Genomic DNA, 24,563 nt, shown 5'->3' on the forward strand with positions numbered 1-24,563 from the left:
GAAGATCACGCCCCTGACGTCGCCGCCGCGGGTGGCCGCAGCCCTGTGCAAAGAGGCGGCGACCAGCTCGTGTCACGGCCCTCGCCCATCGCCACCGGTGGTCGGCCCTTGGCCGCGGCGCTTCTGGTCGGCAGTGCGCTGATTGCCATCGCGGTACGCGGCCCTCTCGCCAGGTCCCTGCGTACCGCGCAGCAGAAGCAGGCCGACGCACTGCCGAGCCTCGCCCCGTGACCAAGCCCGTCCTGTCTCGGTCGACAGCTCCCGAAGGACTTCCCGTGCACAACGTAGTTCCCGGTGCCGTCCAACTCATCAACAGGCTGGTCCAGTCCCCGCCTGCGCCCGGTGTCTGTCTGTCGGCTGGATTCCCGACTCCCGGCCTCGACGTCGAGACCTTGCAGATGCTCTCCGCGGCCGGTGCCGACGTACTTGAGATCGGCCTGCCGGCCGCCCACACACCGCATGACGGACCAGTCGTCGCAGAGGCCAACCAGCGCTCCCTTGCACACGGCACGAGCACAGAGCGCTTCTTCACCACGGTCCGCCGCGCAGCCGAGACCACGCAAGCCGGCGTCCTCGTGATGACGTACTGGGAGCCTGGGCGCGCATACGCGCCGGATCAGTTTGCCCTCGAACTTGCAGCCGCCGGCGCCGCAGGAACACTCATCCCGGATCTCCCTCCGGCCGAAGCGGCCGCGTGGAGCGCCGCTGCCCGGGCGGCCGGACTGCACAACCTACAGTTCCCCCCGCCAGGTCACCGACAGTGAACTCGCCCGCCTCACCCGCAGCGCAACAGGCTGGCTCTATGCCCCAGCAGCAATGAGCCGAACCGGTCACCAGGGATGACTCGTTCCGGGCCGGCCGGAGGGGAGTTCACCCCGCCCATGGTCGACCTGCGGAAACATCCGGAAAGACGCTGCCCTCAGCGCCCCCGCCCCGGACGGTGCCGCTCTCCGGGGGCCGCCTGGGCCTCGGCCTGCGCCCGGTACAGGCGGCGCAGCCGGACCACGCCCAGGTCGTGCTGGTAGAGGTTCTCCTGCTGGTCGGCGTCCGCCGGCATGGACTCGAGCATCACCCGGTCCTGCTCCAGGACCTCCCAATGGCGCTTCTCGATGAGCGTCTTGTAGAGGAAGCGCCAGGTGTCGCGCTGCCAGCCCTGCACTCGCCGGTAGCGCCAGAAGAAGACGCCGCACCGCGACTCGTCGACGGGGCACACCATGCCGACGATGCCGAACGCGCCCCCCGGGCCGGCGGACGGCGGGTACGGGATGGACAGGTCGACCCAGTCGACACCGGTGCGGCACAGCTCGACCCAGTCGAAGTTGACGTCTCGTTGGTCGGTCTTCTCGAAGAAGTAGCCGCGGTCCGTCTCCCGGATGCGGAACTTCGCCGTGGTGTCACCCTCGAACATCGTGTGCGACTCGTGGTGCAGGAAGGCGCCGTGCATCGGGTCGAGCAGGTTCTCCACGGCGTAGCGCCACGGCACGTTCCACTCGGCGTAGCAGAGGATCGCTTCCGTCCCGGGGTCGGTGAGCGGGTCGGGGAGCTTCAGTTCGACCGGGTCGGGGTGTTCGTCGTCCCCGAAGTACGCGAGGATCGCGCCGCCGGCCTCACGCACCGGCAGCGAGGTGACGAGCCGCTTCCCCTCCAGGTTGCAGCCGGGCAAGCCGGGTACGGACGAGACGGTGCCGTCCGTCTCCACCTCGACACCGTGGTACCAGCAGGCCACCCGGTCACCCAGGTGCTTGCCGAGGGACAGGGGAGCGCCGCGGTGCGGACAGCGGTCGGCGAGCATCGACAGGCGGCCGTCGGAGCGGCGGAAGAGCAGCCACTGCTCGCCGAGCGCGGTCACCTTGCGCATGGCCCCCGGGGCGACGAAGCGCGAGGGGACGACGGCGTGCCACTGGTTGCGCAGGCCGTTGGCGTGGATGTGTTCGGCGGTGGCGGAGGTCGACAGCGTCATGGTCAGGCTCCCAGTCGGTGCATCTCGGCGCGGAAGGACTGCTCGGTCCACGGGGCGCCGTCGGGCGCGTGGACCTTGCGGGCGTTGAGCCCGCGTACGACGTCGGCCAGGTCGTGGCCGTCCCGCGTGAACACCTCTTCGAGCGTGGCGGCCAGCTTGTACTCGTAGGGGGTCGGCTCGTGCGTACGGCTCTGGTGGATCTCGAGGTACGGCTGGTTGTCGGTGGCGGAGTTGGTCACGGTGCGTCTCCTGAGAGCGGGGGAGGAGGGGGTCACAGGTCGAGGACGAGTCGGCCGGAGGCGCAGCGCGAGACGCAGATCATCATCGTCGTGCCCGCCGCGTGTTCGGCCTCGCTGAGCAGGAAGTCGCGATGCTCCGGGGTGCCGTCGAGCACCCGTGTCTCGCAGGAGCCGCAGATGCCGTCCCGGCAGGAGCTCTGCACGCTCAGTCCGGCGTCCTCGGCGGCCTGCAGGATCGAGGTGTCGGCGCCCACGGCGAGTGTGATGCCCGAGGTGCGGCACTCGACCTCGAACGCCTCCTCGTCGCCGTCGCGTTCCACGACGGGCGCCGCGAACCGTTCCAGGCGCAGTCGATCGCCGGGGCAGCGTGCCTCGACGGCGGCGAGCAGCGGCTCCGGGCCGCAGGAGTACACGAGCGTGCCGTCGGGCAGGCCGGTGAGCGCCGCGTCCAGGTCGATGTGTCCGTGCTCGTCCTGCGGGACGAGGGTCACCTCGCCGCCGTGCGCGGCCAGGGCGGTCAGTTCCGCGGTGAACGCCATGGACGCACGGGTGCGCCCGCCGTAGACCATGCGCCACGCGGTGCCGCGCCGGGTGGCTTCCCGGGCCATCGCCAGCAGGGGAGTGACACCGATGCCGCCGGCGACGAACACGTATCCGGCCGCGTCCTCCAGTGCGAAGTGGTTGCGCGGCTCGGAGACGGTGACCGGCCGGCCCGGGCGCAGTGTGCTGTGTACATAGCGGGAACCGCCGCGCGAGGCGGGCTCGTTGAGCACGCCGATCCGGTAGCTGTCGCCGGCCCGTGGGTCGCCGCACAGGCTGTACTGCCTGATCTGTCCGCCGACATGGACGTCGAGGTGTGCTCCGGGTGTCCACCCGGGCAGTGGCTTGCCGTCCGGGTGGACCAGCTCGACGGACAGGATGCCCTCGGCCTCCCACGTCATCCGGTGGACGATCAGCCGCAGGTCGTTCTCGCTCATGCCTGCCGCCTCCTTACTGGCTTACTGGCCCGGGATCTTCACGGGCGGGGTGAACGGGTTCTTCATGGGGCCCAGCGCCGCCAGGTCGACCTCGACGAGCGTCGGCCCGTCCGAGGCGACGGCCTGCCCGATCACGGGCGCGGCGTGCTCTTCGGCACCGATCCGCAGATACGGCAGCCCGCAGGCTCGTGCGAGGAGTTCGAAGTCCGGGGTGGCGAGGTCGACGCCGGAGCGGCGCTCGCTGTAGCGGTCCTGCATGTTGCGCAGGACTCCGTAGCCGCCGTCGTTGAAGACGACCAGGGTCAGCCGGGGCCTCTCCTGGGCGAGAGTGAGCAGTTCACCGAGGTGCACCGCGAGCCCGCCGTCGCCCGCCAGGACCACGGTCGGTGCGTCGGGTCGGGCCAGCGCGGCGCCGATGCCCATGCCGAGTCCCTGCCCGATGCCGCCGCCGCGCGGGAAGATGTTGTCGCGCGGGTCGTACATCTCCAGGAGCCGGTTGCCCCAGCTGCTCGACGCGATGGTGACGTCGCGGGCGACGACCGCCTCGCGGGGGAGTGCGGCACGCAGGGCGTCGCAGAGGGCGGCCTGGGGGCCGATGCTGTCGTGGAGGACGGACCGCACCTCCTTCCTGACCTGCGTGACACGCTCGGTCCAGTCGGCGTCGGCGGGCCGCGCGTGCGGAAGCAGAGCCGCCAGGACGGAGGCCGAGTCGCCGTGCAGGGCGTGCCGGGCCGGGTGGACGCGGCCGAGGGACGCTGCGTCGAGGTCGATCTGGATGTGCGCTTCGGGCAGTCCCAGCCCGTAGTCGGCGGTCTCGTTGGAACGGAAGTGCGTGCCCACGGTCAGCAGCAGGTCGGCGTCGGCGAGCAGCGCCCGCCCGGCTGGAGCGGTGGCGAAGTTCCCGACGACCTGCGGGTGGTCCTCGGGCACCGCTCCGCGTCCGGAGTTGGAGGTCAGCAGCCCCGCGCCGGTCGCGGACAGTACCGCTGCCAGTTCCGTACGGGCCCGGGCCGCGCCGCCGCCCGCCCAGATCAGTGGCCGTCGGGCGGAGGCCAGCAGGGCGCCCGCGGCGCCGAGTTCACCGGCGGAGGGGGCCGGCACGGTGATGGCGGGGGCGGGCTCGGGGATGTCGGTCTGGGGCGCGTACTGCAGGTCGATCGGCCATTCCACGCTCGCCGGTCCGCCCGGCGCGGTGAGCGCGGCCCGGGCCGCCGCGCGCAGGATCCGGCCCGCTTCGTCGGCGGACGGCACCGTGGCGGCGTGCTTGGAGACCGCCGTCAGCATGCCCAGCTGGTCCTTGGTCTCGTGGATGAAGCCGCGTCCGCTGCCCAGGAACCGGCTCTCCACCTGACCGGTGATGTGCAGCACGGACGTGCCCGAGCTGAGCGACTCGATCAGGGAGCCGGCCGCGTTGCCCGCTCCGGTGCCCGTCGAGGTGAGCGCGCATCCGAGGGAGCCACGGGCCCGCCCGTAGGCGTCGGCGGCGTTCACGGCGGATGCCTCGTGCCGCACGGGCACGAACCTCAGTTCGCGGTCGACGGCCTCCACCAGCGGCAGGTTGTGCACGCTGACGATGCCGAAGACGGTGTCGATGCCCAGGCCGCGCAGGATCGCGACGAGGAGATCGCCTCCGTTGTCGTAACGCATGATGGGTCTCCTCAGAGGATGGAGCGGCCGACGCCGCCGCAGACGTCGATGCTGGTGCCGGTGATGTAGGAGGCGCGGGGTGAGAGCAGTGCGACGACGGCGTACGCGACCTCCTCGGCCCGGCCGAGCCGGCCGAGCGCGATGCCGCGGTCGGCGGCGAGCTCCGCCTGCCAGTCCTCGTAGCTCGTCCCCGAGCCGGTGGCGGTGTGGCGGCGGGTCCACTGGCCCGTGTCGATGAGCCCCAGACAGACGGAGTTGACCCGGATGCCCTCGGGCGCGAGTTCCACCGACAGGGACTTGGCGAGGTTGAGGATGCCGGCGCGGGCGGCGCTCGTCGTGATGAGCCGGGGCTCGGGCTGCTTGGCGAGAACCGCGTTGATGTTCACGACGCTCGCCGCGTTGGAGGCGGCCAGATGGCGGCGGGCCGCGTGGAGCGGGTTGAGCACCCCCGAGAACTTGAGTTCCAGCTCGTCGCGCCAGTCGTCGGCGTTGGAGGCGTCGAGGTTCTTCATCCTGGACTGGCCGGCGTTGTTGACCAGCCCGTCGATGCCGCCGAACGTCTCGGCCGTGCGCCGGACGAACTCCTCGACGGCGGTGGCGTCCCGTACGTCGCAGACGCCGGTCAGCAGCCGCTCGTTGCCGAGCCGGGCGGCGGCCTCGGCCAGCCGGTCGGTGTCGCGGCCGCACATGGCGACGTTCGCGCCTTCGTCGAGCAGGGCGCGGACCGTGGCCAGGCCGACGCCCGAGCTGCCGCCGGTGACCACGATGGTGCGGTCGGCGAGGCCCAGATCCATGGCAGTTGTCTCCTGTGGGGCGGGTGCGGTCGAGGGGATGAGGGGGGCCGGCCAGGTCAGTGCATGGTGAAGCCGCCGTTGACGGCGATGACCTGTCCGGTGAGGTAGCGGGACTCCGGGCCGAGCAGGTAGGCGACGATCCCGGTGATGTCGTCGGGTTGCTGGGGGCGGGAGATGGCCCGGCCCGCGCGGTAGAGCTCATGCCGCTCCGCGGGCACGGTCTCGGTCGCCTCGCACTCGGTCAGGCCGGGCGCGACGGCGTTCACGGTGACGCCCCTGTCGCCCAGTTCGCGGGCCATCGCCCGGGTCAGCGCGATCACCGCGCCCTTGGAGGCGATGTAGTGGGCGAGCCGGGGCGAGCCGTACAGGGCGGCGTCGGAGGCGAGGTTCACGATCCGGCCGCCCGCGCCGTGGGCGAGCAGCTGGGGCAGCAGGGCTTTCGACACCAGCCAGGGACTGCGGGCGTTGACCGTCATGATCCGGTCCCACACCTCGACGTCGATGTCCTGGAACTCCTTGCCGCCGACGCCGTTGGCGAGCGCGGCGTTGTTGACGACGCCGTGCAGGGGACCCAATTCGGCAACCGAGGCGGCGAGTTCGCCGACCGATGCGGGGTCGGCCACATCGCAGTGGACGAAGTGGGCGTGGGAGCCCTCGTCGCGCAGCTGCGCCGCGGTGTCCTCACCCCGGCCCCGGTCCAGCTCGGCGACGACGACGCGGAAGCCGTCCGCGCCGGCCCGGCGGGCCATGGCCAGTCCCAGGCCACGGCCCGCGCCGGTGACGACGACGGTGCGCCGCTCAGTCACGGGTGACGCCGTGCATCGGTGAGTGCTCGGGGTAGGTCGGCACCTGCGGCTTCCGCGTGCCGATCACCACACAGAACAGGGCGTCGGTGTCGCCCTCGTTCTTGAGCGAGCGAGCCACACCGGCGGGGACGACGATCATGTCCCGGTAGCCGAGGGTGCGGTACTCCACCTCGTCCTCGCCGCGGTGGATGCCGACCCGGACCTGTCCCTCCAGGACGAAGAAGGCCTCCTCGACGTCGTGGTGGGTGTGCTCGGGGCCCTCGGCGCCGGGCGGGAGCAGCATGTTGGAGAAGGTGAACCCGCCGGACGGGAGGATCCGGTTGTCGCCCTCGTGGTTCCCGGTGGCTCCGGAGCCGACGTAGCGGATCTGGGCACGGCGGTACTGGTCGCCGGCCTTCGCCTGGAAGGCGAGGGTGTTCCAGTCGGGCTCGCGGGAGTCCTTCGTCGCGATGAGCGAGTCGGTGTACCGGGCGAGGTCGCTGCCGTTGTCGTACTCGGTAGTGGTCAGAGGCATGGTCACAGCTCCTGTTGGGGATCGGGTGCCGCTGCCGGGCGTTCCGGGATGCGGTCGGTGATGCGGAGGTGGGCGAGGACCCAGGCGTTGAAGGCCCCGGGCTGCTCCTGGTTGGCCAGGTGACCGGCGTCCTTGACGATCACGTAGGCGGTCTTGTGGATGGCGCCGGCGATGGCCTGACCGGCCTCGACGCCGGTGACGTGGTCCTGGTCGCCGCACAGGACGAGCGTGGGCGCGGCGATCGTGGCGAGTTCGCCGCGCAGGTCCGCCGCTGCCATGGACTCGGCGGCGTAGGCGTAGCCGGGCAGCCGCACGGACGCGGCCATCGTGTCCACGACCTTGCGCACCAGCTCCGGGGGCGCGCCCGCCGACACGAGCCGGGGCCCGCGGCCCTCGGCGAACGCCCGGGGTCCGAGCTCGGCCAGCTCTGCGGCCCGCTGCCGCATGCCGGTGGCCTTCGCCGCCTCCGTGCCCGAGCCGGGGCTGGAGTCCGCGACGATCAGCGAGGCGACGAGCTCCGGGTGACGGACTGCGAGCCTGAGGGCGATGACGCCGCCCCAGGAGACGCCGAGGACATGGGCGTTCGTGCCGCGCTCGCGGATGAGGGCGGCGGCCGTGTCCGCGAAGTCGTCGAGGGTGAGGGGGTCCTCGGAGTCCGCGGACCTGCCGTACCCGGGGGCGTCCCAGGCCACCACCCGTGCGTACGCGGACAGTTCGGCCAGCTGGGGTGCGAAGGCCGCGGACGAGGAGCCGATGCCGTGCAGGCACAGCAGCAGCGGCCCGTGCCCGCCCGCCTCCTCGACGTGCACGCCGGCTGTGGGACGGCTGCGGACCGCCGGGGCGCCGGTCACAGGATCTGCCCCGTACGCCCGGCCAGCGCCGCCAGGCTGCGCAGTACCGCGTGGGGAACGACCTGGCTGGTCGCGGGGTTGCCCGGGTCCGGCCGGTGGGCCACCTCGAAGCGGTACGCGCCGTGTGGCCCGGACGCCTCGACGACGTGCGTGGTGCGGTGGGCGCCCGGGTCGGCGACGACCCGGACCCGCACAGCGTCCAGGTCACCGACGGCCAGCGCGACCGAAGCGGCCACGTTCGTCGACTTGGGGAACTTCACCGGTACGTCGCGTGCGGTGCCGGACATGACCTCGACCGGACCGGCCGCGTTGCGCATCCGGGACAGCAGCTCTTCGTCCATCCACGGCTGTTCGAGCGTGGCCGGCAGCTTGGTCGTCACCAGGCTCACCTCGTCCAGCGGACCGAGCGAGCGCACCGCCTGCAGCAGGTCGAGGCCGCCGACCGCACCGCCCGTGAAATACACCCGGCCGGGCCCCGCCGCGATCAGCCGCTTGGCGAGGTCCTCGTCGGTCAGCGCGCCGGTCGAGGCGATCAGCAGATCGGTGCCAGAGGCCAGTACGCGCTCGCCCCACTCCCGTACGACACCCTGGCCCGCCGCCTCCACGATCAGATCGCAGAGCTCCAGCGACTCGGTGAAGGTGACCTGGGCCGCGGGCGCGGCTTCGCCCAGCGGGCGGTTGTCGACGATGCACACCAACTCGGCGCCGGGCAGACCGCCTTCGGCGAGTGCCGTCCCGACGACCCGGCCGATCGCCCCCCAGCCGACGATGCCGACCTTGCGTGTCATCATGCGCGGACTCCTTCGGACACGGATGCGGACGCGGGCGGTGCGGGTGCGGATGTGGCGGTGGCGGTGACGGCGGTCGCGAGCGGGCCGGGGTCGGGGGAGCCCGCCATGTGGCAGCGGATCTCCTGCGATGGCGGGCCCGCCGTTCCCCACAGGTCGGAGAGTTCGGGGACGCGTCGCCACACGCGGGCGATCCAGGCGTCCTCGACGATCTGGGCGACCTCCGAGGTGTACTCGCAGACCAGCCCGGACGGGTCGGTGAAGTAGGAGAAGGTGTTGTCGCCCGGTCCGTGCCGGCCGGGGCCCCACTGAGGGGTGATGCCGTGGTGGCGCAGCCGGCCCAGGCCCCGCATGAAGTGGTCGACCGAGGTCATCTCGTACGCCACATGGTTCAGCGACGCCCACTCCGCCTGGTTGAAGGCGATGCAGTGGTGGTCGGCGTTGCAGCGCAGGAACGCCATCTGGTGCTCGGACCAGTCCGAGACGCGCAGTCCCAGGACATCGCAGTAGAACGCGACCGAGGCGTCGATGTCCGTCGTGTTGAGCACGGCGTGGGTGACCCCCACGGGTACCGCGCCGTCACGGCCGCGCGCGGTGACCGCCTCGACGTGGGCGCTGATCTCGATGAGCCGGTGCTCGGGATCGGTGAACCGCAGCCCGTAGCCGCCGCCCGCCTGGTCCAGCGGGCCGGGGCCGTGGACCGGGACGATGCCGCGCGCCTCCAGCCGCCGGGCGGCCTCGTCGACCTCGGCCGGGGTCGCGACGGCGAAGGCGATCCGGCCGAGGCCCACCCGGTCCCGGCGCGTGAGGTGCAGGACGTGGTGCTCGTCCCCGGTGCCGCGCAGCCAGCGGGCCCCGGTGTCGCACTCGACCGTCTCCAGCCCCCAGACCTGCTCGTAGAAGTCGGCGGCCTCGGTGAAGGCAGGGGTGTGGAGCTCGACATAGCGCAGCGAACGCAGCCGGGCGATCGGACCGGGCGGTGGTTGGTGCATGGGTGTCTCCAGACGGACGGACGGACGCTTGTGCCGTCGGGCGGAAGGGGTGCCGGGTCAGTTGGCCCAGGGGAGCGGGGCGTCGGAGGTGCCCCAGTACAGGGACTTCTGGCGCTGGTAGGCGCGGATCGCCTCGCGGCCCTTCTCGGTGCCCAGGCCGCTGGCCTTCCAGCCGCTGAACGGGGTGGACGCGCTGAACTGCTTGTAGGTGTTGATCCACACCGTGCCCGCGTCGATCCGGCGCGCCAGGCGCCAGGCGGCCCGGTGGTCGCGGGTCCAGATGCCGCACGCCAGTCCGTACGCGGTGTCGTTCGCCTGGCGGACCAGATCGTCCTCGTCGTCGTAGGGCAGGGCGACGAGGACCGGGCCGAAGATCTCCTCCTGACAGGTGCGTGAGGTGTTCGGCAGACCGTCGAGGACGGTCGGCAGGTAGTACGCGCCGTCCTGGTACTCCGCGCCCTCCGGTACGGCCCCGCCGCACAGCACCCGGGCGCCCTCGGAGCGTGCCAGGTCCACATAGGCGGCGACGGAGTCCCGGTGCAGATGGTGCACGAGCGGTCCCACCTGGGTGCCGGGATCGGTGCCGGGGCCGACCCGCAACTTCGATACTCGCTCGACGAGTTCGGTCAGGAAAGCGTCGTAGATCTCGCGGGCGACGAAGAGCCGGGAACCGGCGATGCAGGACTGGCCGCTGGAGGAGAAGATCCCGAACATCACTCCGGCCAGGGCCTGTTCGAAGTCGGCGTCCGCGCGGACGATCGTCGGTGACTTGCCGCCCAGCTCCAGCGACGCGGGAATCAGCCGGTCGGCGGCGACGGCCGCGATGGACCGGCCGGTGGCCGTGCCGCCGGTGAATCCGATCCGGGCCACCAGGGGGTGCCTGACCACGGCGTCGCCGACCACCCGGCCGCTGCCGGGCAGCACCGAGAGCAGCGCGGTGGGCAGGCCGAACTCCTCCAGCGCCTGTGTGATCAGGCGGCCGAGGGCCAGGGAGACCAGGGGGGTCCAGGCGGCGGGCTTGAGGAGGACGGCGTTGCCGGCCGCGAGAGCGGGGGCGATCTTCTGTGCGTCGCTGGCGACGGGGGAGTTCCACGGGTTGATCGCACCGACCACGCCGAGGGGCTCGTGCACGCTCATCGTGACGTACTCGCCCCGGGAGGGGGTGATGGTCTCCTCCGCCGTCTCCAGGGCGGCCGCGATGAAGCGGAACGTGCCGGCCGCGCTGAGCGCGAGGGCCCGGGTCTCGGTGAGCGTCTTGCCGGTGTCCGCGGTCTGCAGCGCGGACAGCTCGTCGGCCGCTTCCTCCGTCAACTCCGCGATGCGGTGCAGCAGTCGGGCTCGCTGATGGGGGAGCAGGTCCCGCCAGGCCGGGTCGGCGGTGGCCAGGGCAGCCGCCTCGGCGGCCTCCGCCACCTCTTCGGGCGAGGCGCCGGTCAGCGTGGTGAGCACCTGCCCCGTGGCCGGATCGACGGACTCGAGGGGTTCGCCCGCGCCGCGACGCCACTGGCCCGCGATCAGGATGTCGGTGGGGATGCGAGGCACAGCACTACCTCCGGGCAGCGGAACAGTGGGAACGGATCACCCGGAGCCCGGGCGGGGCCCTCGGTCGATCCGATCGATCAAGTACTAGAAATCTAAGTGCTTAAGTATTTTCTGGCAAGCCCCCTCGATAGACGGGCAGCTCGGCGGGAGGTCTCTCGGTGGGTTGTAGAAGTATTTAGGTCATTAACCATTGACCGCTTAGGTAACGCGCCCTACTGTCTCGGCAACTTCTCTGTTCGCGGAAGGAACCTCATGACGACTGTGGCCGGCCCGCCCGCCCTGGGAGCGATAGCTGCCAGACTCGAGCGACTGCCCCACTCCCGCTGGCACGTGAAGGTCCGGTTCCTGATCGGCGCCGTCACGTTCTTCGAGGCGTTCGACCAGTTGCTGACCGCCTCCGCGCTTCCTGTCCTGACGAAGCAATGGCACCTGACCACGGGGCAGGCCACCTTCGTCGTGACCGCCGGTTCCATCGGCATGCTCCTGGGCGCGCTGGCCGCCGGCTGGATGGGTGACCGGATCGGCCGGGTGCGGACCGTCGCGCTCGGCGTCGCCGTCACCGCGCTGGGCTCGCTCGCCGTCGCCCTCTCGAACGGCATCGAGGTCTTCTCGCTGTTCCGCTTCGTGCAGGGGCTCGGCATCGGCGGAGTCGTCCCCGTCGCCGCCACCTACATCAATGAGATCGCCCGCTCCGACCGGCGCGGCCGGTTCGTCCTGCTCTACGAGATGATCTTCCCGGCCGGTCTGGCGGCCGCGAGTCTGGTCGCCGTCTGGGTCGTCCCCCACCTCGGCTGGCGGATCATGTTCGTCCTCGGAGCACTGCCGGTCCTGCTCGCCGCGACGCTGCGGCGTCAGGTCGCCGAGTCCCCGCGCTGGCTGCTGGCCCGCGGGCGCACCGAGGAGGCCGAGGAGGTCATCGCGCGGATCGAGGCCGAGGTCGTGCGCTCGACGGGCGAGCCGCTCCCCGCGCCCTCCCCGTCCGCCGTGGCCGAGGAGCGGGCCCAGGGCCGTCTGCGGGAGCTGTTCACCGGGCGGTACCTGCGCCGTACTGCGGTCGTCTCGGCGCTCTGGTTCGTCGCGTACTACGTCAACCACGGCATCTCCACCTGGCTGCCGTCGCTCTACACCAAGTACTTCGGCCTCGACCTGACCACGGCCCTCGTCTATACCCTGCTCAGCAACGTCACCGGACTGCTCGGCACACTGGTCGTCGCCCTGTTGATCGACCGCGTGGGCCGCAGGCCCGCCCTGACGGCCGCGCTCGGCGGGACCGCGGTCACCCTCGGCGCGCTCGCACTCGCGGGAGTGACCTCCGGACTCCAGGTCGCCGTCTTCGCCTCCTGTACGACCTTCTTCCTGTACGCGGTCAATGCGGGCCTGTACCTCTACTCGCCCGAGCTGTACCCGACGCACAACCGGGCCAAGGGCGCCGCGTTCGGCGGTCTGTGGAATCGGCTCGGTGTGATCCTCGGACCGGTCACCGTCGGTGCGATCCTCGGCGCGGGCGGCAGCCTGACGACCGTTTTCGCACAGCTCGCCGCGGTGGCCGTGGTGGGCACGGCGGTCGCGCTGTTCGCCGTGGAGACCAAGGGCAGGACACTGGAGGAGCTGAACTCCTGAGGGGGACCGGAGCGGGGGTGGACCGGAGCGGAACTACCGCTCCGGTCCACCTGTTTCGAGCGTCCGTCCCAAGGCCCCCAGCAGTTCCGTCAGCTGGTGCCGGTCCGAGGGATGCAGCCCCGCGAGCAACTCGCCCTCCAGGGCCGACCGCACGGCAGTGACCCGGTCGGCCAGTTCGACGCCGGCCGCGGTGAGACGCAGATGGACGATCCGCCGGTCCCGGGCGTCACGTTCCCGCCGCAGCAGACCAGCGCCCTCCAGGCGGTCGATGTGCTGGGTGAGCACGCCCGCGCCGACCGAGTCGGCGACCTCGCCCGTCGTGCGCCGGTACGGCTCGCCGCTCTCGTGCAGCGCGGCGAGCACCTCGAAGGCCGGCAGGCTGATGCCGTACTCCCTGACCGTCCGGCCGAGCAGCGTCCGATGGCGCACCGAGCACTCGCTCAGCAGGGCGAAGAGGTGCGTGGGGGAGGGCGGGGCGCCGCCGGATCGGGAGGCTTCCTCGGCCGCCGGGGCCTCGCCGCTCCCCGCTGCTTCTTCCGCCGGGCTGCCGGCTTCTTGCGCCGGGGGGACCTGGCGGGTCACGCGCATCTCGTCCGGCGCGTGCGTCTCGAAGACCTCCTCCGCGGCAGCCCGCCCGCGGCTGCCGGCGAGCGCGGTGGCGAGGGCGTCGGCCAGTGCGGGCCCCAGGTCTCGCGAGGGCACAGAGGCGGCGGGTTCGTGCGCGAAGACATAGCGCTCCATGATCACGCCGAAGAGGATGCTGCGGACCATCGCGGCCCGTACGTCAGCCTCCGCGGAGCTGCCCAGAAGGCGGGTGAGCGGCGCACCCACCTGCTCTTCGAGGACCGTCCGCAGCAGCTCGGCACTCGGCGCGTGGCTGACCGCCGAGCGGATCAGCGCGGGCCAGGGATCCTGGGCGGGCAGACGGTCCCACCGGTCGAGATAGGCGCGCGCCAGGACGGCCGACAGCCGCGCCGGATCGTCTCCGGCCTCCTCCAGCACCTGCGCCGTCACTCCGGCGCCCCTGCCCACGGCCTCGCGGAACAGCCCGTCCTTCGTGCCGAAGTACGCCATGACCAGACCGGGGGTCACTCCTGCCGCGGACGCGATGGCGCGGATCCCGACGCCTGTGTAGCCATGGGCCGCGAACAGCGTGCGCGCTGCCTTCAGGACCGCCTGGCGATGGCCCTCCGGGTCGTGGGAGCGGCCGCGGCGCTGCACCGGAGGCTCGCCCTGTGACGCGGACCTCCCGGCCGGGCGCCGCGTTCTCTTGTTCTCGGAATCCACATGGCTCACATTAAACGAGTGTTCAGAAAAACAGTCGTTCAAAAGCTGTCACGATGCGTGTACCGGGCCTGTCCGCTGTGTCAGCGGTACGCCGCTGCCGCCGCGGGCCACCGCGATGATCTCCGCAATGATGGACACGGCTGTCTCCTCCGGCCCCTGCCCGCCGAGGTCCAGGCCGATCGGCGAGCGCAGGCGGAGCAGTTCCGGTTCGCCGAGCCCTGCCCGGCGGAGCCGCGCCAGGCGGTCCTCGTGGGTGCGCCGGCTGCCCATCGCGCCGACGTATCCGGCCCGGCTGCGCAGGGCCAGGGCCAGGACAGGCACGTCGAACCTGGCCTCATGGGTGAGCACGCAGACCGCCGTCGACGGCCCGACCAGCCCCTCGTGCGCGGCGAACCACCGGTCGGGCCGGTCGACGACGACCTCGTGGGCGCCGGGGAAGCGCTCGGCCGCGGCGAAGGCGGGGCGGGCGTCGCACAGCGTGACCCGGTACCCGAGCAGGGCGGCGACGGCCACCAGCGGCCGGGCGAACTCGACCGCGCCGAAGACGAGCAGCCGGGGCCCGGCCGCGAACGACTGCACCAGCAGCTCGCGCGGGGTCGCGCACATCGCGTCGCCGACGCCGCCGCTGTGTACGAGGCCGCTCGTCCCGCGCCCCAGCATGCCCTCGGCGGCCTGTGCCGCGGCACGGTCCGACCGGGTGTCCCCGAGGGTGCCGGTGACCGTCCCGGATCCGACCGCGAGGCAGCCGCCGCCGTCCACCGGCGTCACCAGCGCAACCGGCCGGCCTGCCGCGAGATCGGCGGCCACCCGGTCCAGCGGTGCCTCGGCGGACACTTCGCGCACCAGCACCTCGATGGTCCCGCCGCAGGTCAGCCCAACGGAGAAGGCGTCCTCGTCGCCGACCCCGTATGTCTCCCGGGCCGGTCCCGCCCCGGCCAGGACCTCCTCCGCGGCGGCGCACACGGCGGCCTCCACGCAGCCGCCGGAGACGCTGCCGACCATACGGCCGTCCGCGGCGACGAGCATGGACGCTCCGGCCGGGTGCGGGGCGGAACCCCAGGTGCGTACGACCGTCGCCATGGCGAAACGGGTCCCGGCGCGCTGCCAGGCGGCGGCCTCTTCGATGACGTGTCGCACGTCGGTCACCTCTCGCTCGGTGAATCGGCCGCAGCCTCTTGCCAGGATGACAGTTTAGTGTAAATCATTTAAGGCATTAGATAAATCTTCCCAGTGGCCGAGCGTCGCGCGTCGCGGTGCGACGACGTTCCGAGAGGTTTGGTGAGAACCGGTTGAAACCCGCACCCTTCGACTACATCGCTCCCCGCTCCGTCACCGATGTGGTCGCCCTCCTCGCGGACGAGGACCGGGAGGCGAAGGTGGTGGCCGGGGGCCAGTCCCTGATCCCGATGCTGAACATGCGCCTCGCCCGGCCCGAGCTGCTCGTGGACATCACGCGCGTTCCCGAGCTCGACCGGCTGTACGTGGACACGGCCGGTGACCTGCACATCGGCGCCGCCGTGCGCCAGGCGAGGGCGGCCGCCGACCCCGGTGTCCGGCGCGGCTGGCCGCTCCTCGCCGCTGCCGTCGAGCACATCGGGCATCCCCAGATCCGCAACCGCGGCACCGTGTGCGGCAGCCTCGTCCACCACGACCCCGCGGCGGAGCTTCCCGCGGCGGCGCTGGCCCTGGACGCCCGCTTCGTCGTCACCGGCCCGTGCGGGACCCGTACCGTCGGCGCCGAGGACTTCTTCGTGGCCACCTTCCAGACCGCCGTCGAGCCGGACGAACTCCTCACCGAGATCGTCCTGCCGGCCCGCGACGGTCACGGTTGGGCCTTCGAGGAACTGGCCCGGCGACACGGGGACTTCGCCACCGTCGGAGTCGCCGTCCGCCTGGATCTCGCGTCCGGCGCATCGACCGTTCGCGGCGCCCGCGTGGTCTTCTGCGGCGCCGGAGCCACCCCCGTGCAGCTCTCCGCCGCGGAAGCGGCCCTCACCGGAACCGACTGCGGGGAGGCCGCCCTCGACGCCGCGGCCCATGCCGTCCTCACACACCTCACGCCCCCCGACGACGTCCACGCCACCGCCGTGTACCGGCGCGAGGCCGCCGCCCACCTCTTCGTCCGTGCCGTCACCGCCGCCCGGGAGCGCCGCTCATGAACCCCGACGTGTCCACCAGCGCATCGACCACCGCGCGCCGCCCGGTCCCGACCCCACCGCTCGCCGAACCCTCCGGCTGGCACGAGATCCGCCTCACGGTCAACGGCGAACCGGTCACCGCGCAGGTCGAGTCCCGCCTGCTGCTCAGCGACTTCCTCCGCGACCGCCTGGCCCTGACCGGCACCCACGTCGGCTGCGAACACGGCGTCTGCGGCGCCTGCACCGTCCTGCTCGACGGCGAGCCACTGCGCTCCTGCCTCACGCTGGCCGTGCAGTGCGAGGGCGCCGACCTGCGCACCGTCGAGGGCCTCGCCGCCGACGACGAGCCGCTCACCCCCGTACAGCGTGCGTTCCACACCTGCCACGGCATGCAGTGCGGCTTCTGCACCCCGGGGTTCGTCATGACGGCGACAGCCTTGACCGAACAGGCGGAGCGGCCCTCGGCCGCCGACGTCGCCGACGCCCTCAGCGGTCACCTGTGCCGCTGCACCGGCTACCGCAACATCCGCCGTGCCGTGTGCCAGGCACTCGACGAACGCTTCGGGAAGTGAACCGGATGTCCCACTCCACCCCGTCCGGCAGCGGCAACTGGATCGGCCGGCCCGTCCCGCGGGTCGAGGACGATCGCCTCCTGCGCGGCCACGGCCGCTACGTCGACGACATCGCCCTCCCCGGTGCCGTCGAAGCCGCCTTCCTGCGCAGCCCGCACGCCCACGCCCGCATCGCGTCGGTCGACGCCACCGCCGCACTCGCCGCCCCCGGGGTCACCGCCGTGTGGACGGGCGCCGACGTCGCGCACCTGCCCGCCCTGCTCAACAAGGAGGAACTGCGCACCCCGCCCGGCCTCGCCGACCTCCTGGCCCCCGTGGTCCGGATGACGCCGATGCCACTGCTCGCCCGGGACAAGGTCCTGTACGTGGGCCAGCCCGTCGCCGTCGTCTTCGCCGAGAACCGCTCACTCGCCGAGGACGCCCTCGAACTCGTCGAGGTGCGCTACGACGCACTGCCCGTCGTCGTCGACCCGGCCGAGGCCCTGACCCCGGAGGCGCCGCTGCTGCACGAGGACGCCGACGACAACACCGCCGTCGCCGTCGCCACCAGGGTCGGCGACCCGGAGGCCGCCTTCGCCACCGCCCACACCGTGGTCGACGAGGAGTTCCAGGCCCACCGCTATGTGGCCTCGCCCATCGAGACCCGCGCCATATCGGCCCAGGTCGACCCCTACAGCGGCCGGTTGACCGTCTGGTCCGGCACCCAGACCCCCCACCGGCTGCGCGACGCCGTCGCCGGCACCCTCGGTCTGGACAGAGACACCGTGCGCGTCATCGCCGCCGACGTCGGGGGCGGCTTCGGCCAGAAGGGCATCCTCTACGTCGAGGAGCTGCTCGTACCGCACGCGGCGCGACTGCTCAGCCGCCCCGTACGGTGGCGCGAGGACCGCAACGAGAACCTCACCGCCTCCTCCCATGCGCGCGAGCAGACCCACCGCATCGAGCTCGCCGCCGACGCCGAGGGCCGCCTCCTCGCGGTACGCGACAGCATCACCGTCAACTTCGGCGCGTACAACATGACCGGCCTGGTCGTCCCGTACAACTCGCTGTGTCATCTGCTGGGTCCCTACCGCGTCCCGAACGTGGACATCAGCGTCGTCGGCGTCCTCACCAACACCACCTTCGCCACGCCCTACCGGGGCGCGGGGCGCCCCGAGACGGTGTTCGCGATGGAGCGGGCCATGGACCGACTGGCCGCGAAGCTCGGCATCGAGCCGCAGGAGCTGCGGGCGCGCAACCTCGTCCAGCCCCACGACATGCCCTACCGGACCGGCCTGGTGGACCGATCGGGAAAGCCGCAGTCCTACGACTCCGGTGACTTCCCCGAATTGCTGCGTCGCGCCGTCGCGCGGGCGGACGTCGAAGAGGTGCGCCTGCGGCAGCGAGAAGGCGCCCGCGACGGTCGGCACATCGGAATCGGCTTCGCCATGTACATCGAGGCCACCGGGCTCGGGCCGTTCGAGACCGCAAGGATCGACATCACTCCCGGCGGACGCGTCAGGCTCGCCATCGGCGCGCCCTCCCAGGGACAGGGACACCGCACGTCCATGGCGCAGATCGCGGCCGACGCCCTGGGCGTGCCGTTCGATGCCGTCGACGTGATCGGTGGTGACACCGAAGCCACCCCGTTCGGCGTGGGCACCATCGCCAGCCGGGCCCTGGTCAACGCCGGCAACGCCACCCACCGCGCCGGACGCCTCGTGCGCGAGAAGATCATCGAGGCCGCGGCCCGCAGGCTCGGCGTCGCCGCCGGGGAACTCGACCTCCGTGAGGGCGTCGTCGTGTCCAAGGAGAGCGGCGGCCCGTCACTCACCCTGGGCGACCTGGCCGGACGGGCTCCCCTGCCCGGCATCCCGGAACCCGCCGACGGCCGGCACGGCACGGAACTCAGCGAGACCGTCCATTTCCGCCCCCCGGGCTTCGCCGTGGCCAGCGGTGCCCACGCGGCCGTCGTCGAGGTCGACGAGCACACCGGGGTGATCGACATCCTGCGGTACGTCGTCGTCCACGACGCCGGCAACATCGTCAACCCGATGATCGCCGAGGGCCAGGTCACCGGCGGCATCGCCCAGGGCATCGGCGGCGCACTCTACGAGGAGATGATCTACGGACCCGACGGCCAGCCGCGCACCGGCACGTACATGGACTACCTGGTGCCCACCTCCTCGGAGATCCCCGACCTCGACATGGACGAGATCTTCACCCCGAGCCCCCTGAACGACCTCGGCGTCAAAGGACTCGGCGAGGGAGGCGCGATCGCACCGCAGGCCGTCCTCGCCAACGCGGTGGAGGACGCGCTGCGCCCGTTCGGCGCGATCGTACGCCGTGGACCGCTCTCACCGAGCCGGGTCCGCGACCTGATCCGCGGTGCCGACGCGCACTGAGCCGAACCCGCACGATCCACACCACCCAGGTGCGCGCCCCCCACTCAGGACCGCGCACGGATCCACCTTCGATTGGACGACACCGCCCATGCAGCTCGACCACTCCTTCTGCGTCCCGACGGACCCCGACACCGTGTGGAAACTCTTCCTGGATCTCGGCCGAGTCGCCCCGTGCATGCCCGGTGCGGTGCTCGACACGCTCGACGGCGACTCGTTCTCGGGTCGCGTCAAGGTGAAGGTCGGCGCGGTGCAGATGAGTTACCGCGGTGAGGGAACGGTGACCCGCGACGAAGCCGGCCGCTCGATGGTCCTCGACCTCAGCGGCAGCGAGACCCGCGGCGCCGGAACGGCCTCGGCCACGGTCACCGCGCACCTCACCGCCGATCCGGCCGGCACCCGGGTCCGGGTGAGGACCGAACTCGACATCACCGGCCGCCCGGCGCAGTTCGGCCGCGGCATCATGACCGAGGTCGGTGACCGCATCGTGGGGCAGTTCGCCACACGCCTCGAGGAGTTGCTGCGCCGGCCGGTCCGCGACCCGGCTCCGGACGCCGGAGCACGTACGGCCGGCGGACAGGACCTGGCGCCGACGTCGCGTGCCGGGGCCGAACCGGAGGCCATCGACCTCGGGGCCGCCGCGCTGCCCGTGCTGCTCAGGAAGGCCGCGGCTCCCGCCGCGGCGGTGCTGTTGGCCTTCGTGGTCATCAGGGCCTTCGGACGCCGCTCCGGCCGCTGAGCCGAAGCCGCCGCCTCGCTCCCCTCCCGCGATCACCTTAGGTCTAAGATTCTCAGGGGCGTGGTATATGCCGTGCCCGGGCCGCGGGCGCACGAGGGGACGAAGATGGCAGCACGCAAGACGGCGCGTAGGGACGCCGTGGCGGCGGTGATCGAGGACTGGGCGCGAGAGCGGCCCGAGCTGGACACGAGCCCTCTGGAGGTGCTCGCCCGGCTGCACCGCTCGTTCCTGCGCTACAGCACCAGACTCACCACGTCGATAGAGCGGCACGGGCTGTCCGTCGCCGGCTTCGACGTGCTGACCGCGCTGCGGCGTTCCGGCGCGCCGTACCGGCTGACCGCGGGCCAGCTCGCCGACTCGGGGCTGGTGTCGTCCGCGGGGGTCACCTTGCGGATGGACCGCCTGGAGAAGGACGGCCTGATCGTGCGCGAGCGCGACGCCGAGGACCGCAGGGTGGTCTACTCGCGGCTCACCGAGAAGGGCCTCGCCACGGTGGACGAGGTGTTCGCCGAGCACCTCGACAACGAACGCCGGATGCTGGGCGAGCTCTCGCCTCCCGAACGCCGCCAGCTCGCGCGGCTGCTGCGCAAACTGGAGGACTCGATCCTCGCCTCGGACGATGAGCCGCCGTCCGCTCCCTGACGACGAGGTACTGGGTATCGGGTTGCCTGGAGCGCGACGATGCCTCCAGGCAACCCGCCGCAGGCTCCAGAAGAGGCCCGGCTTCTTCGGCGAGTAGCTGACCAGCAGGTTCTTCGTCTGCTGGTAGTGCTCCAGCATCATCTTGTGGTTCTCGCAGCCGATACCGGACTGCCTGTATCCACCGAACGCGGCATGTACCGGATACGCGTGATGGCAGTTAGTCCAGGCCCGGCCGGCCTGGATGGAACGGCCCGCCCGGTAGGCCGTGTTGACGTCCCGCGTCCACATGTCGGCGCGCCAGACCGCAGGAAGGAACCAAGGCTAAAGCGGCTCCGCAGGCAAGGGCAAAACGCAGGCCGAGACGAAGAAGGAGAAGAAGCCGAACCCCACCCGGATGGAACGGCGGGAACGTCACGCTGCAGTACGCCGGGCCAAGACCGCTCTTCGGCGCTTCGACCAGCGCTACTTCTCCTCGTCGCCCAGTTGAGGTCAGCAGGCGATCCAGGTTCAACACCGCAGTGGCGTTACCGTCGGCTGCGGCGCGCCGGTACATCTCCTCCGGACTGGATTCCTTCGTCGGGATTATGTCGGCGTACCGGAAAACGGCAGGTCGGACGGCGGGGCTACTCGGCGAAGTGACGAACCGTTCTGCTACCCAGTTGTGCGAGGTCGCCGTGTTGGCATGGTCCGTACTCGGGAGGCGTATCGGTCTGAATCCGCTGTCCGTTTCACTCGCTGCGCGTGGATCTTCGTTCCGGTAGATCGTCTGGCGTGGGCGATGCCCGCGCTCGCATCAGCCGGAATACGCACTCGCGGTTGCCGGTTGCAGCGGAACATGCACGATCCTCAGGAGCCGCCCAGCGGCATGCACCCGCTGCTTGCCGGGCGTTTCAGCCCCTACCGGTTCGATCCGTCTGCGGTTGTCGACGACCACGCCCTCGGTCTGCTGCTGGAAGCCGCGCGGTGGGCGCCGTCGGCGGGGAACTCCCAACCGTGGGGCTTCTTCACCGGCAGGCCCGGTGAGCCGGAGCACGACCGGGTGCTTCCTCACCTTGCGCCGAGCTCGGCCCGCTGGGCGACGGACGCGAGCCTGCTCGTCGTCACGCTGACGCGCCGGCACGTCGATGACACGCAGCTGCTCTACTCCGAGTTTGCGGACTACGACCTCGGTCAGGCCATCGCCCACATGACCGTTCAGGCCCAGGCCATGGGATTGGCCACGCACCAATTCCGGGCCTTCGACCTGGAAGGGCTCGCCAAGGAGTTGGACCCGAACCCGGGTTGGGTGATCGTCTCCATGGTCGCGGTGGGCAAGGCGGCCGGCGGACCGCCGGAGGGCCGCGCTCGGCACAGCGTCGCGCACTTGCGTTCCGCTCCCTGGTCACCGGCGGAGTGACGGCCGAGTCGTGATCATTGAGCGGCTCGGGGGAGATCCTCGATCCAGATCATCGAGGCATGGAGGTGGAGACCGGTGAGGTGGCTGCCTGAGTCTTGTCGCATTTCTGCGGCCTGCTCCGAGGCCGTGGCTGTCCGGCACGCCTGCATGCCGTAGGCTGAGCGTGCCGACGCGGGGTGGAGCAGCTCGGTAGCTCGCTGGGCTCATAACCCAGAGGTCGCAGGTTCAAATCCTGTCCCCGCTACCAACGCACCGGCCCCCTCGACATCACGTTGAGGGGGCCGGAGGCATGTAATGCGCCAGCCTTACGGGGTGGGCGCGGTTATCGCGGTCGGCTGGACGGTGATACGTATTCCTTCACCGTCGTACTCCACGACCACACCTGGCAGGATCAGCAAGCTCCGCCTCTCCGTCCTGCCACGCCACGCCGATCCGGCGGACCTGGACAGCCGACCCCCGCACGCCGGCCATGAACACCGTCGGGTCGAGCTCCCGTCCGTGCTCGCCGAGCCGCTGCTCCAAGGCTGCAGAGTCCTTGCCGGTCACCCCGCGCGGCCATTCGAAGATTCGCGTCACGTCATCCCCTTGACCGTGAACTGAACCCATGATCGACCTTCCTGCTGTCCGCGGTCTGTGCCTATGCCCTTACCCGGCTTCCGGGAGCAGTCGCAGAGCTTGAGCGTTGGCCGGCTGGCCGATGAAGGTGCCCGCATTGCTCGCCACAGTGCTACCTGCAGCGTGACCCGTCCGGCGTTTGAGGCCGGGGCCGGGCCTCGGTGCAGCACTGTGAAGGGGTGCTGCGCCCGACTGCCGGAGGCTCCCGGAAACCGGTGAGGTGGGGAGTCACTTCCCCCGGCCGGGCTTGTAGTTGGACGGTAGCGCGTACACGAACTCTCTCGGGTCGCTGTACGCCTCCTCCAGCATGGTGGGCACGCTGTGATATCCGGTGGTGTAGAGGTTCCGGTTCGGGTCCCACGTGTTGTACGCGAGGATCGCGGCTCGTTTCTTCGCCATGTGCGAGGAGGGGATGTTGAGCACGTAGTCCGCGCCGCGGTCGCGCTGGTCGCGGCTGAACGCCTCGTACGTGTAGATGTGGTTGAAGCGGACGTCCTTCAGCTCGCCGTTCTTCATCAGCCAGTACGCGGCGTCGCTGCACGCCTTGTGCGTGGCGTTCGTGGGCTTTGTCGGGTCGGTCGTGTCGAGCCATCCCGCGGTGAACTTGTGAGAAGCGCCCGGATACTGCCGGGCGAGCGCACGGATTTTGCCCATGATCTGCTGGACGAAGGCGTCGTACTCGCTGTCCGTGCCGTAAGCGTTGTCGGAGAGCTTGAAGTTGATGACCTTGTCGACGCCGAGGGCTTTGGCGGACAGATTGAACTCGGACGTACGGGCCGAGACCACCTCGGGCGTTGGCCCTGTTTCCTGCCACCCCAGCTCGTGGTAGTGACCAGGAGCCGAGCACTTGTCGCCAAGGAAGCACGGAGTCTGGTTGAGGTACTGCGCGATGCCGCCGTTCTCGCCCTTGGACACGAGCACCAGGTAGACCGGTCGTCCTGCGGCCTTGTGCTCCAGGATGGAACCGGCCATCCCGATTGCCTCGTCGTCCTGGTGCGGCGAGTAGAAGATCGCGGGCGCTGTCGCCGCCGCGGCGCTTGCGGCACCCAGGGATCCTTGGAACGCGACGCCCGCGGCCGTCAGGCCGGCCGCGGTCAGTACCGACCTCCGGGACAGACCGGTCGGGACAGCATCATGGTGGGGGACGGTCATGCGGCGATTCCTCATTTCGACGTACGGGGCACTCGTCCCGCTCACGTACGGAAGGCAGGACGGGCGCAACTGCTGTGTGCGTCACGACGGTCGCAGGAGCCGCTTACGTCTTGCTCACGTCTCGCTGACGTCGTGTCGGCACGCTTCGCGCCGGTTGTGCGGCAAATCCGCTGACGATCACTGGACAGGTGATCCGCCGACCTTGGGGTCCAGCGATCGTTCCAGGGTTTTCGCTGTGGTGCGGAGCGCCTCTGAACTGGGGTTTCAGGAGGTCTTCAGGGTCTGGAGAGCACTCTGAGGTGCAGGTTCAGTGATCGTCACGGAATCTGGTGATCGGCGTGGGATTTCCCTGTGACTGCGTGGCGGGCGGCGTCTTCCGCCACTGCTCACCCGCACTGTCGGCCGTGTCTCCTTCGAACTCCTCCAGCGCGATGCGGGATACCAGGTACTCCGCCTACGACGGCACCGCCGTCACCGTCGTCGCCCAGGCGACCATCGACCACGTGGTCCCCCTTGCCGAAGCCCAGCGCATCGTCTTCCGACCCCAAGGCGCCAAGGGCTTCGTCGTCCGGCCCCGCCGCTGGAAGGTCGAGCGGACGATCGGATGGTGCATGAACGCCCGTCGCAACGCACGCGACCACGAACGTCTTCCGCAGCACTTCGAAGCCCACTGAACTGGGCACTCATCATCATGATGGCCCGGTGCCTCACCCGCAAAGGTCCCTCACCAGCCAGTGGACGAGGAAAACTCGTGTCTGATCGGGAGCAGTTGCGTCACGTGGCTGAAAGGTGTTGTGCCGGCCGTGGTGACGGTACGTCTCTGGGCAAAGTGCTCCGCCGAGTCGAGTACATCCGGGATCATGAACCGTGTTTCCGGATGACTGGCACCTCACCGAAGACGTCGATGGCTT

General features: G+C 71.0%; 24 protein-coding genes, 1 tRNA gene and 1 pseudogene. 11 read left to right on the plus strand and 15 right to left on the minus strand.

What is annotated here, in order from left to right:
- Positions 1-108 precede the first annotated feature (108 nt).
- Together ACH4S8_RS43750 and ACH4S8_RS43755 are read left to right on the plus strand one after the other, a co-directional pair.
- The gene (locus ACH4S8_RS43750) at positions 109-231 is read left to right on the plus strand and encodes a hypothetical protein (protein WP_398404698.1); all 123 of its coding nucleotides are present in this window, start codon (positions 109-111) and stop codon (positions 229-231) included.
- The gene (locus ACH4S8_RS43755) at positions 228-764 is read left to right on the plus strand and encodes a tryptophan synthase subunit alpha (protein ID WP_398404700.1); all 537 of its coding nucleotides are present in this window, start codon (positions 228-230) and stop codon (positions 762-764) included. Before ACH4S8_RS43750 ends, ACH4S8_RS43755 begins: the two co-directional genes overlap by 4 nt.
- A gap of 155 nt (positions 765-919) precedes the next feature.
- Here ACH4S8_RS43755 and ACH4S8_RS43760 read toward each other — a convergent pair whose 3' ends face one another.
- The 11 genes from ACH4S8_RS43760 to ACH4S8_RS43810 are packed head-to-tail and all read right to left on the minus strand — an operon-like array spanning position 920 to position 11,110.
- Positions 920-1,960, minus strand: coding sequence for a Rieske 2Fe-2S domain-containing protein (locus ACH4S8_RS43760; protein ID WP_398404702.1), 1,041 nt, complete (start codon positions 1,958-1,960; stop codon positions 920-922).
- A gap of 2 nt (positions 1,961-1,962) precedes the next feature.
- Entirely contained in the window at positions 1,963-2,199 is a 237-nt protein-coding gene (locus tag ACH4S8_RS43765) for a recombinase-like helix-turn-helix domain-containing protein (RefSeq protein WP_398404704.1), read from the minus strand.
- A 32-nt stretch (positions 2,200-2,231) separates the two neighbouring features.
- The gene (locus ACH4S8_RS43770) at positions 2,232-3,176 is read right to left on the minus strand and encodes a PDR/VanB family oxidoreductase (RefSeq protein ID WP_398404706.1); all 945 of its coding nucleotides are present in this window, start codon (positions 3,174-3,176) and stop codon (positions 2,232-2,234) included.
- Between the two features lie 21 nt (positions 3,177-3,197).
- Positions 3,198-4,823: a thiamine pyrophosphate-binding protein gene (locus ACH4S8_RS43775; protein ID WP_398404708.1), complete on the minus strand. Its 1,626-nt coding sequence runs from the start codon at positions 4,821-4,823 to the stop codon at positions 3,198-3,200.
- A gap of 11 nt (positions 4,824-4,834) precedes the next feature.
- Positions 4,835-5,617 (minus strand): SDR family oxidoreductase, encoded by a 783-nt coding sequence (locus ACH4S8_RS43780; RefSeq protein WP_398404710.1) that lies wholly within the window; start codon positions 5,615-5,617, stop codon positions 4,835-4,837.
- Between the two features lie 56 nt (positions 5,618-5,673).
- Complete coding sequence (locus ACH4S8_RS43785) at positions 5,674-6,423, minus strand: SDR family oxidoreductase (protein ID WP_398404712.1); 750 nt, start codon at positions 6,421-6,423, stop codon at positions 5,674-5,676.
- Entirely contained in the window at positions 6,416-6,937 is a 522-nt protein-coding gene (locus ACH4S8_RS43790; RefSeq protein ID WP_398404714.1) for a cupin domain-containing protein, read from the minus strand. The genes ACH4S8_RS43785 and ACH4S8_RS43790 overlap by 8 nt, the downstream gene beginning before the upstream one ends.
- A gap of 2 nt (positions 6,938-6,939) precedes the next feature.
- Positions 6,940-7,788 carry an alpha/beta fold hydrolase gene (locus ACH4S8_RS43795; RefSeq protein WP_398404716.1) on the minus strand — a complete coding sequence of 283 codons (849 nt, stop codon included), beginning with the start codon at positions 7,786-7,788 and terminating at the stop codon, positions 6,940-6,942.
- Positions 7,785-8,579 carry an aspartate dehydrogenase domain-containing protein gene (locus ACH4S8_RS43800; RefSeq protein ID WP_398404718.1) on the minus strand — a complete coding sequence of 265 codons (795 nt, stop codon included), beginning with the start codon at positions 8,577-8,579 and terminating at the stop codon, positions 7,785-7,787. The genes ACH4S8_RS43795 and ACH4S8_RS43800 overlap by 4 nt, the downstream gene beginning before the upstream one ends.
- Positions 8,576-9,568, minus strand: a complete 993-nt coding sequence (locus ACH4S8_RS43805; RefSeq protein WP_398404720.1) for a VOC family protein — start codon at positions 9,566-9,568, stop codon at positions 8,576-8,578. The genes ACH4S8_RS43800 and ACH4S8_RS43805 overlap by 4 nt, the downstream gene beginning before the upstream one ends.
- Positions 9,569-9,625: 57 nt before the next feature.
- Positions 9,626-11,110 carry an aldehyde dehydrogenase gene (locus ACH4S8_RS43810; RefSeq protein WP_398404722.1) on the minus strand — a complete coding sequence of 495 codons (1,485 nt, stop codon included), beginning with the start codon at positions 11,108-11,110 and terminating at the stop codon, positions 9,626-9,628.
- Between the two features lie 252 nt (positions 11,111-11,362).
- Between ACH4S8_RS43810 and ACH4S8_RS43815 the strand changes: the two genes are divergently transcribed.
- The gene (locus ACH4S8_RS43815) at positions 11,363-12,730 is read left to right on the plus strand and encodes an MFS transporter (protein WP_398404724.1); all 1,368 of its coding nucleotides are present in this window, start codon (positions 11,363-11,365) and stop codon (positions 12,728-12,730) included.
- A gap of 33 nt (positions 12,731-12,763) precedes the next feature.
- Here the strand turns inward: ACH4S8_RS43815 and ACH4S8_RS43820 are convergent, their stop codons facing one another.
- Together ACH4S8_RS43820 and ACH4S8_RS43825 are read right to left on the minus strand one after the other, a co-directional pair.
- Positions 12,764-13,951, minus strand: coding sequence for a TetR family transcriptional regulator (locus ACH4S8_RS43820; protein ID WP_398404726.1), 1,188 nt, complete (start codon positions 13,949-13,951; stop codon positions 12,764-12,766).
- Positions 13,952-14,065: 114 nt separating this feature from the next.
- Positions 14,066-15,154 carry an XdhC family protein gene (locus ACH4S8_RS43825; protein WP_398404728.1) on the minus strand — a complete coding sequence of 363 codons (1,089 nt, stop codon included), beginning with the start codon at positions 15,152-15,154 and terminating at the stop codon, positions 14,066-14,068.
- 152 nt (positions 15,155-15,306) lie between these two features.
- Here ACH4S8_RS43825 and ACH4S8_RS43830 point away from each other — a divergent pair, with 152 nt between their 5' ends.
- The 5 genes from ACH4S8_RS43830 to ACH4S8_RS43850 all read left to right on the plus strand — a co-directional run bounded on the left by ACH4S8_RS43830 (position 15,307) and on the right by ACH4S8_RS43850 (position 20,489).
- Entirely contained in the window at positions 15,307-16,176 is an 870-nt protein-coding gene (locus ACH4S8_RS43830) for an FAD binding domain-containing protein (RefSeq protein ID WP_398404730.1), read from the plus strand.
- A complete protein-coding gene (locus tag ACH4S8_RS43835; RefSeq protein WP_398404732.1) occupies positions 16,173-16,727 on the plus strand; it encodes a (2Fe-2S)-binding protein in 555 nt (184 codons plus the stop codon). Before ACH4S8_RS43830 ends, ACH4S8_RS43835 begins: the two co-directional genes overlap by 4 nt.
- A 5-nt stretch (positions 16,728-16,732) precedes the next feature.
- On the plus strand, positions 16,733-19,111 hold the full coding sequence (locus ACH4S8_RS43840; protein ID WP_398404743.1) for a xanthine dehydrogenase family protein molybdopterin-binding subunit: 2,379 nt from the start codon (positions 16,733-16,735) through the stop codon (positions 19,109-19,111).
- 88 nt (positions 19,112-19,199) lie between these two features.
- Positions 19,200-19,847: an SRPBCC family protein gene (locus ACH4S8_RS43845; protein ID WP_398404734.1), complete on the plus strand. Its 648-nt coding sequence runs from the start codon at positions 19,200-19,202 to the stop codon at positions 19,845-19,847.
- A 105-nt stretch (positions 19,848-19,952) separates the two neighbouring features.
- Positions 19,953-20,489, plus strand: a complete 537-nt coding sequence (locus tag ACH4S8_RS43850) for a MarR family winged helix-turn-helix transcriptional regulator (protein ID WP_398404736.1) — start codon at positions 19,953-19,955, stop codon at positions 20,487-20,489.
- Between the two features lie 69 nt (positions 20,490-20,558).
- Here the strand turns inward: ACH4S8_RS43850 and ACH4S8_RS43855 are convergent.
- Positions 20,559-20,783 (minus strand): annotated as a pseudogene (locus tag ACH4S8_RS43855) (aldehyde dehydrogenase family protein); the annotation flags it as partial.
- Between the two features lie 541 nt (positions 20,784-21,324).
- On the opposite strand from ACH4S8_RS43855, the gene ACH4S8_RS43860 reads away from it, so the two are divergent.
- Positions 21,325-21,885 carry a nitroreductase family protein gene (locus tag ACH4S8_RS43860; RefSeq protein WP_398404745.1) on the plus strand — a complete coding sequence of 187 codons (561 nt, stop codon included), beginning with the start codon at positions 21,325-21,327 and terminating at the stop codon, positions 21,883-21,885.
- A gap of 170 nt (positions 21,886-22,055) precedes the next feature.
- Positions 22,056-22,132 (plus strand) — tRNA-Met (locus ACH4S8_RS43865).
- 596 nt (positions 22,133-22,728) lie between these two features.
- Here the strand turns inward: ACH4S8_RS43865 and ACH4S8_RS43870 are convergent.
- On the minus strand, positions 22,729-23,652 hold the full coding sequence (locus ACH4S8_RS43870; protein ID WP_398404738.1) for a PIG-L deacetylase family protein: 924 nt from the start codon (positions 23,650-23,652) through the stop codon (positions 22,729-22,731).
- Between the two features lie 431 nt (positions 23,653-24,083).
- Here ACH4S8_RS43870 and ACH4S8_RS43875 point away from each other — a divergent pair, with 431 nt between their 5' ends.
- A complete protein-coding gene (locus ACH4S8_RS43875; protein WP_398404741.1) occupies positions 24,084-24,326 on the plus strand; it encodes a hypothetical protein in 243 nt (80 codons plus the stop codon).
- Positions 24,327-24,563: the final 237 nt, after the last annotated feature.

Source organism: Streptomyces sp. NPDC021080, from assembly GCF_044333225.1.
Taxonomy (GTDB): domain Bacteria; phylum Actinomycetota; class Actinomycetes; order Streptomycetales; family Streptomycetaceae; genus Streptomyces.

Coding starts and splice junctions, on each gene's coding strand:
- ACH4S8_RS43760 (WP_398404702.1), bottom strand. CDS start 1,960: ATGACGCTGTCGACCTCCGCCACCGCCGAACACATCCACGCCAACGGC.
- ACH4S8_RS43770 (WP_398404706.1), bottom strand. CDS start 3,176: ATGAGCGAGAACGACCTGCGGCTGATCGTCCACCGGATGACGTGGGAG.
- ACH4S8_RS43775 (WP_398404708.1), bottom strand. CDS start 4,823: ATGCGTTACGACAACGGAGGCGATCTCCTCGTCGCGATCCTGCGCGGC.
- ACH4S8_RS43780 (WP_398404710.1), bottom strand. CDS start 5,617: ATGGATCTGGGCCTCGCCGACCGCACCATCGTGGTCACCGGCGGCAGC.
- ACH4S8_RS43790 (WP_398404714.1), bottom strand. CDS start 6,937: ATGCCTCTGACCACTACCGAGTACGACAACGGCAGCGACCTCGCCCGG.
- ACH4S8_RS43800 (WP_398404718.1), bottom strand. CDS start 8,579: ATGATGACACGCAAGGTCGGCATCGTCGGCTGGGGGGCGATCGGCCGG.
- ACH4S8_RS43805 (WP_398404720.1), bottom strand. CDS start 9,568: ATGCACCAACCACCGCCCGGTCCGATCGCCCGGCTGCGTTCGCTGCGC.
- ACH4S8_RS43815 (WP_398404724.1), top strand. CDS start 11,363: ATGACGACTGTGGCCGGCCCGCCCGCCCTGGGAGCGATAGCTGCCAGA.
- ACH4S8_RS43835 (WP_398404732.1), top strand. CDS start 16,173: ATGAACCCCGACGTGTCCACCAGCGCATCGACCACCGCGCGCCGCCCG.
- ACH4S8_RS43840 (WP_398404743.1), top strand. CDS start 16,733: ATGTCCCACTCCACCCCGTCCGGCAGCGGCAACTGGATCGGCCGGCCC.
- ACH4S8_RS43845 (WP_398404734.1), top strand. CDS start 19,200: ATGCAGCTCGACCACTCCTTCTGCGTCCCGACGGACCCCGACACCGTG.
- ACH4S8_RS43850 (WP_398404736.1), top strand. CDS start 19,953: ATGGCAGCACGCAAGACGGCGCGTAGGGACGCCGTGGCGGCGGTGATC.
- ACH4S8_RS43860 (WP_398404745.1), top strand. CDS start 21,325: ATGCACGATCCTCAGGAGCCGCCCAGCGGCATGCACCCGCTGCTTGCC.
- ACH4S8_RS43870 (WP_398404738.1), bottom strand. CDS start 23,652: ATGACCGTCCCCCACCATGATGCTGTCCCGACCGGTCTGTCCCGGAGG.
- ACH4S8_RS43875 (WP_398404741.1), top strand. CDS start 24,084: ATGCGGGATACCAGGTACTCCGCCTACGACGGCACCGCCGTCACCGTC.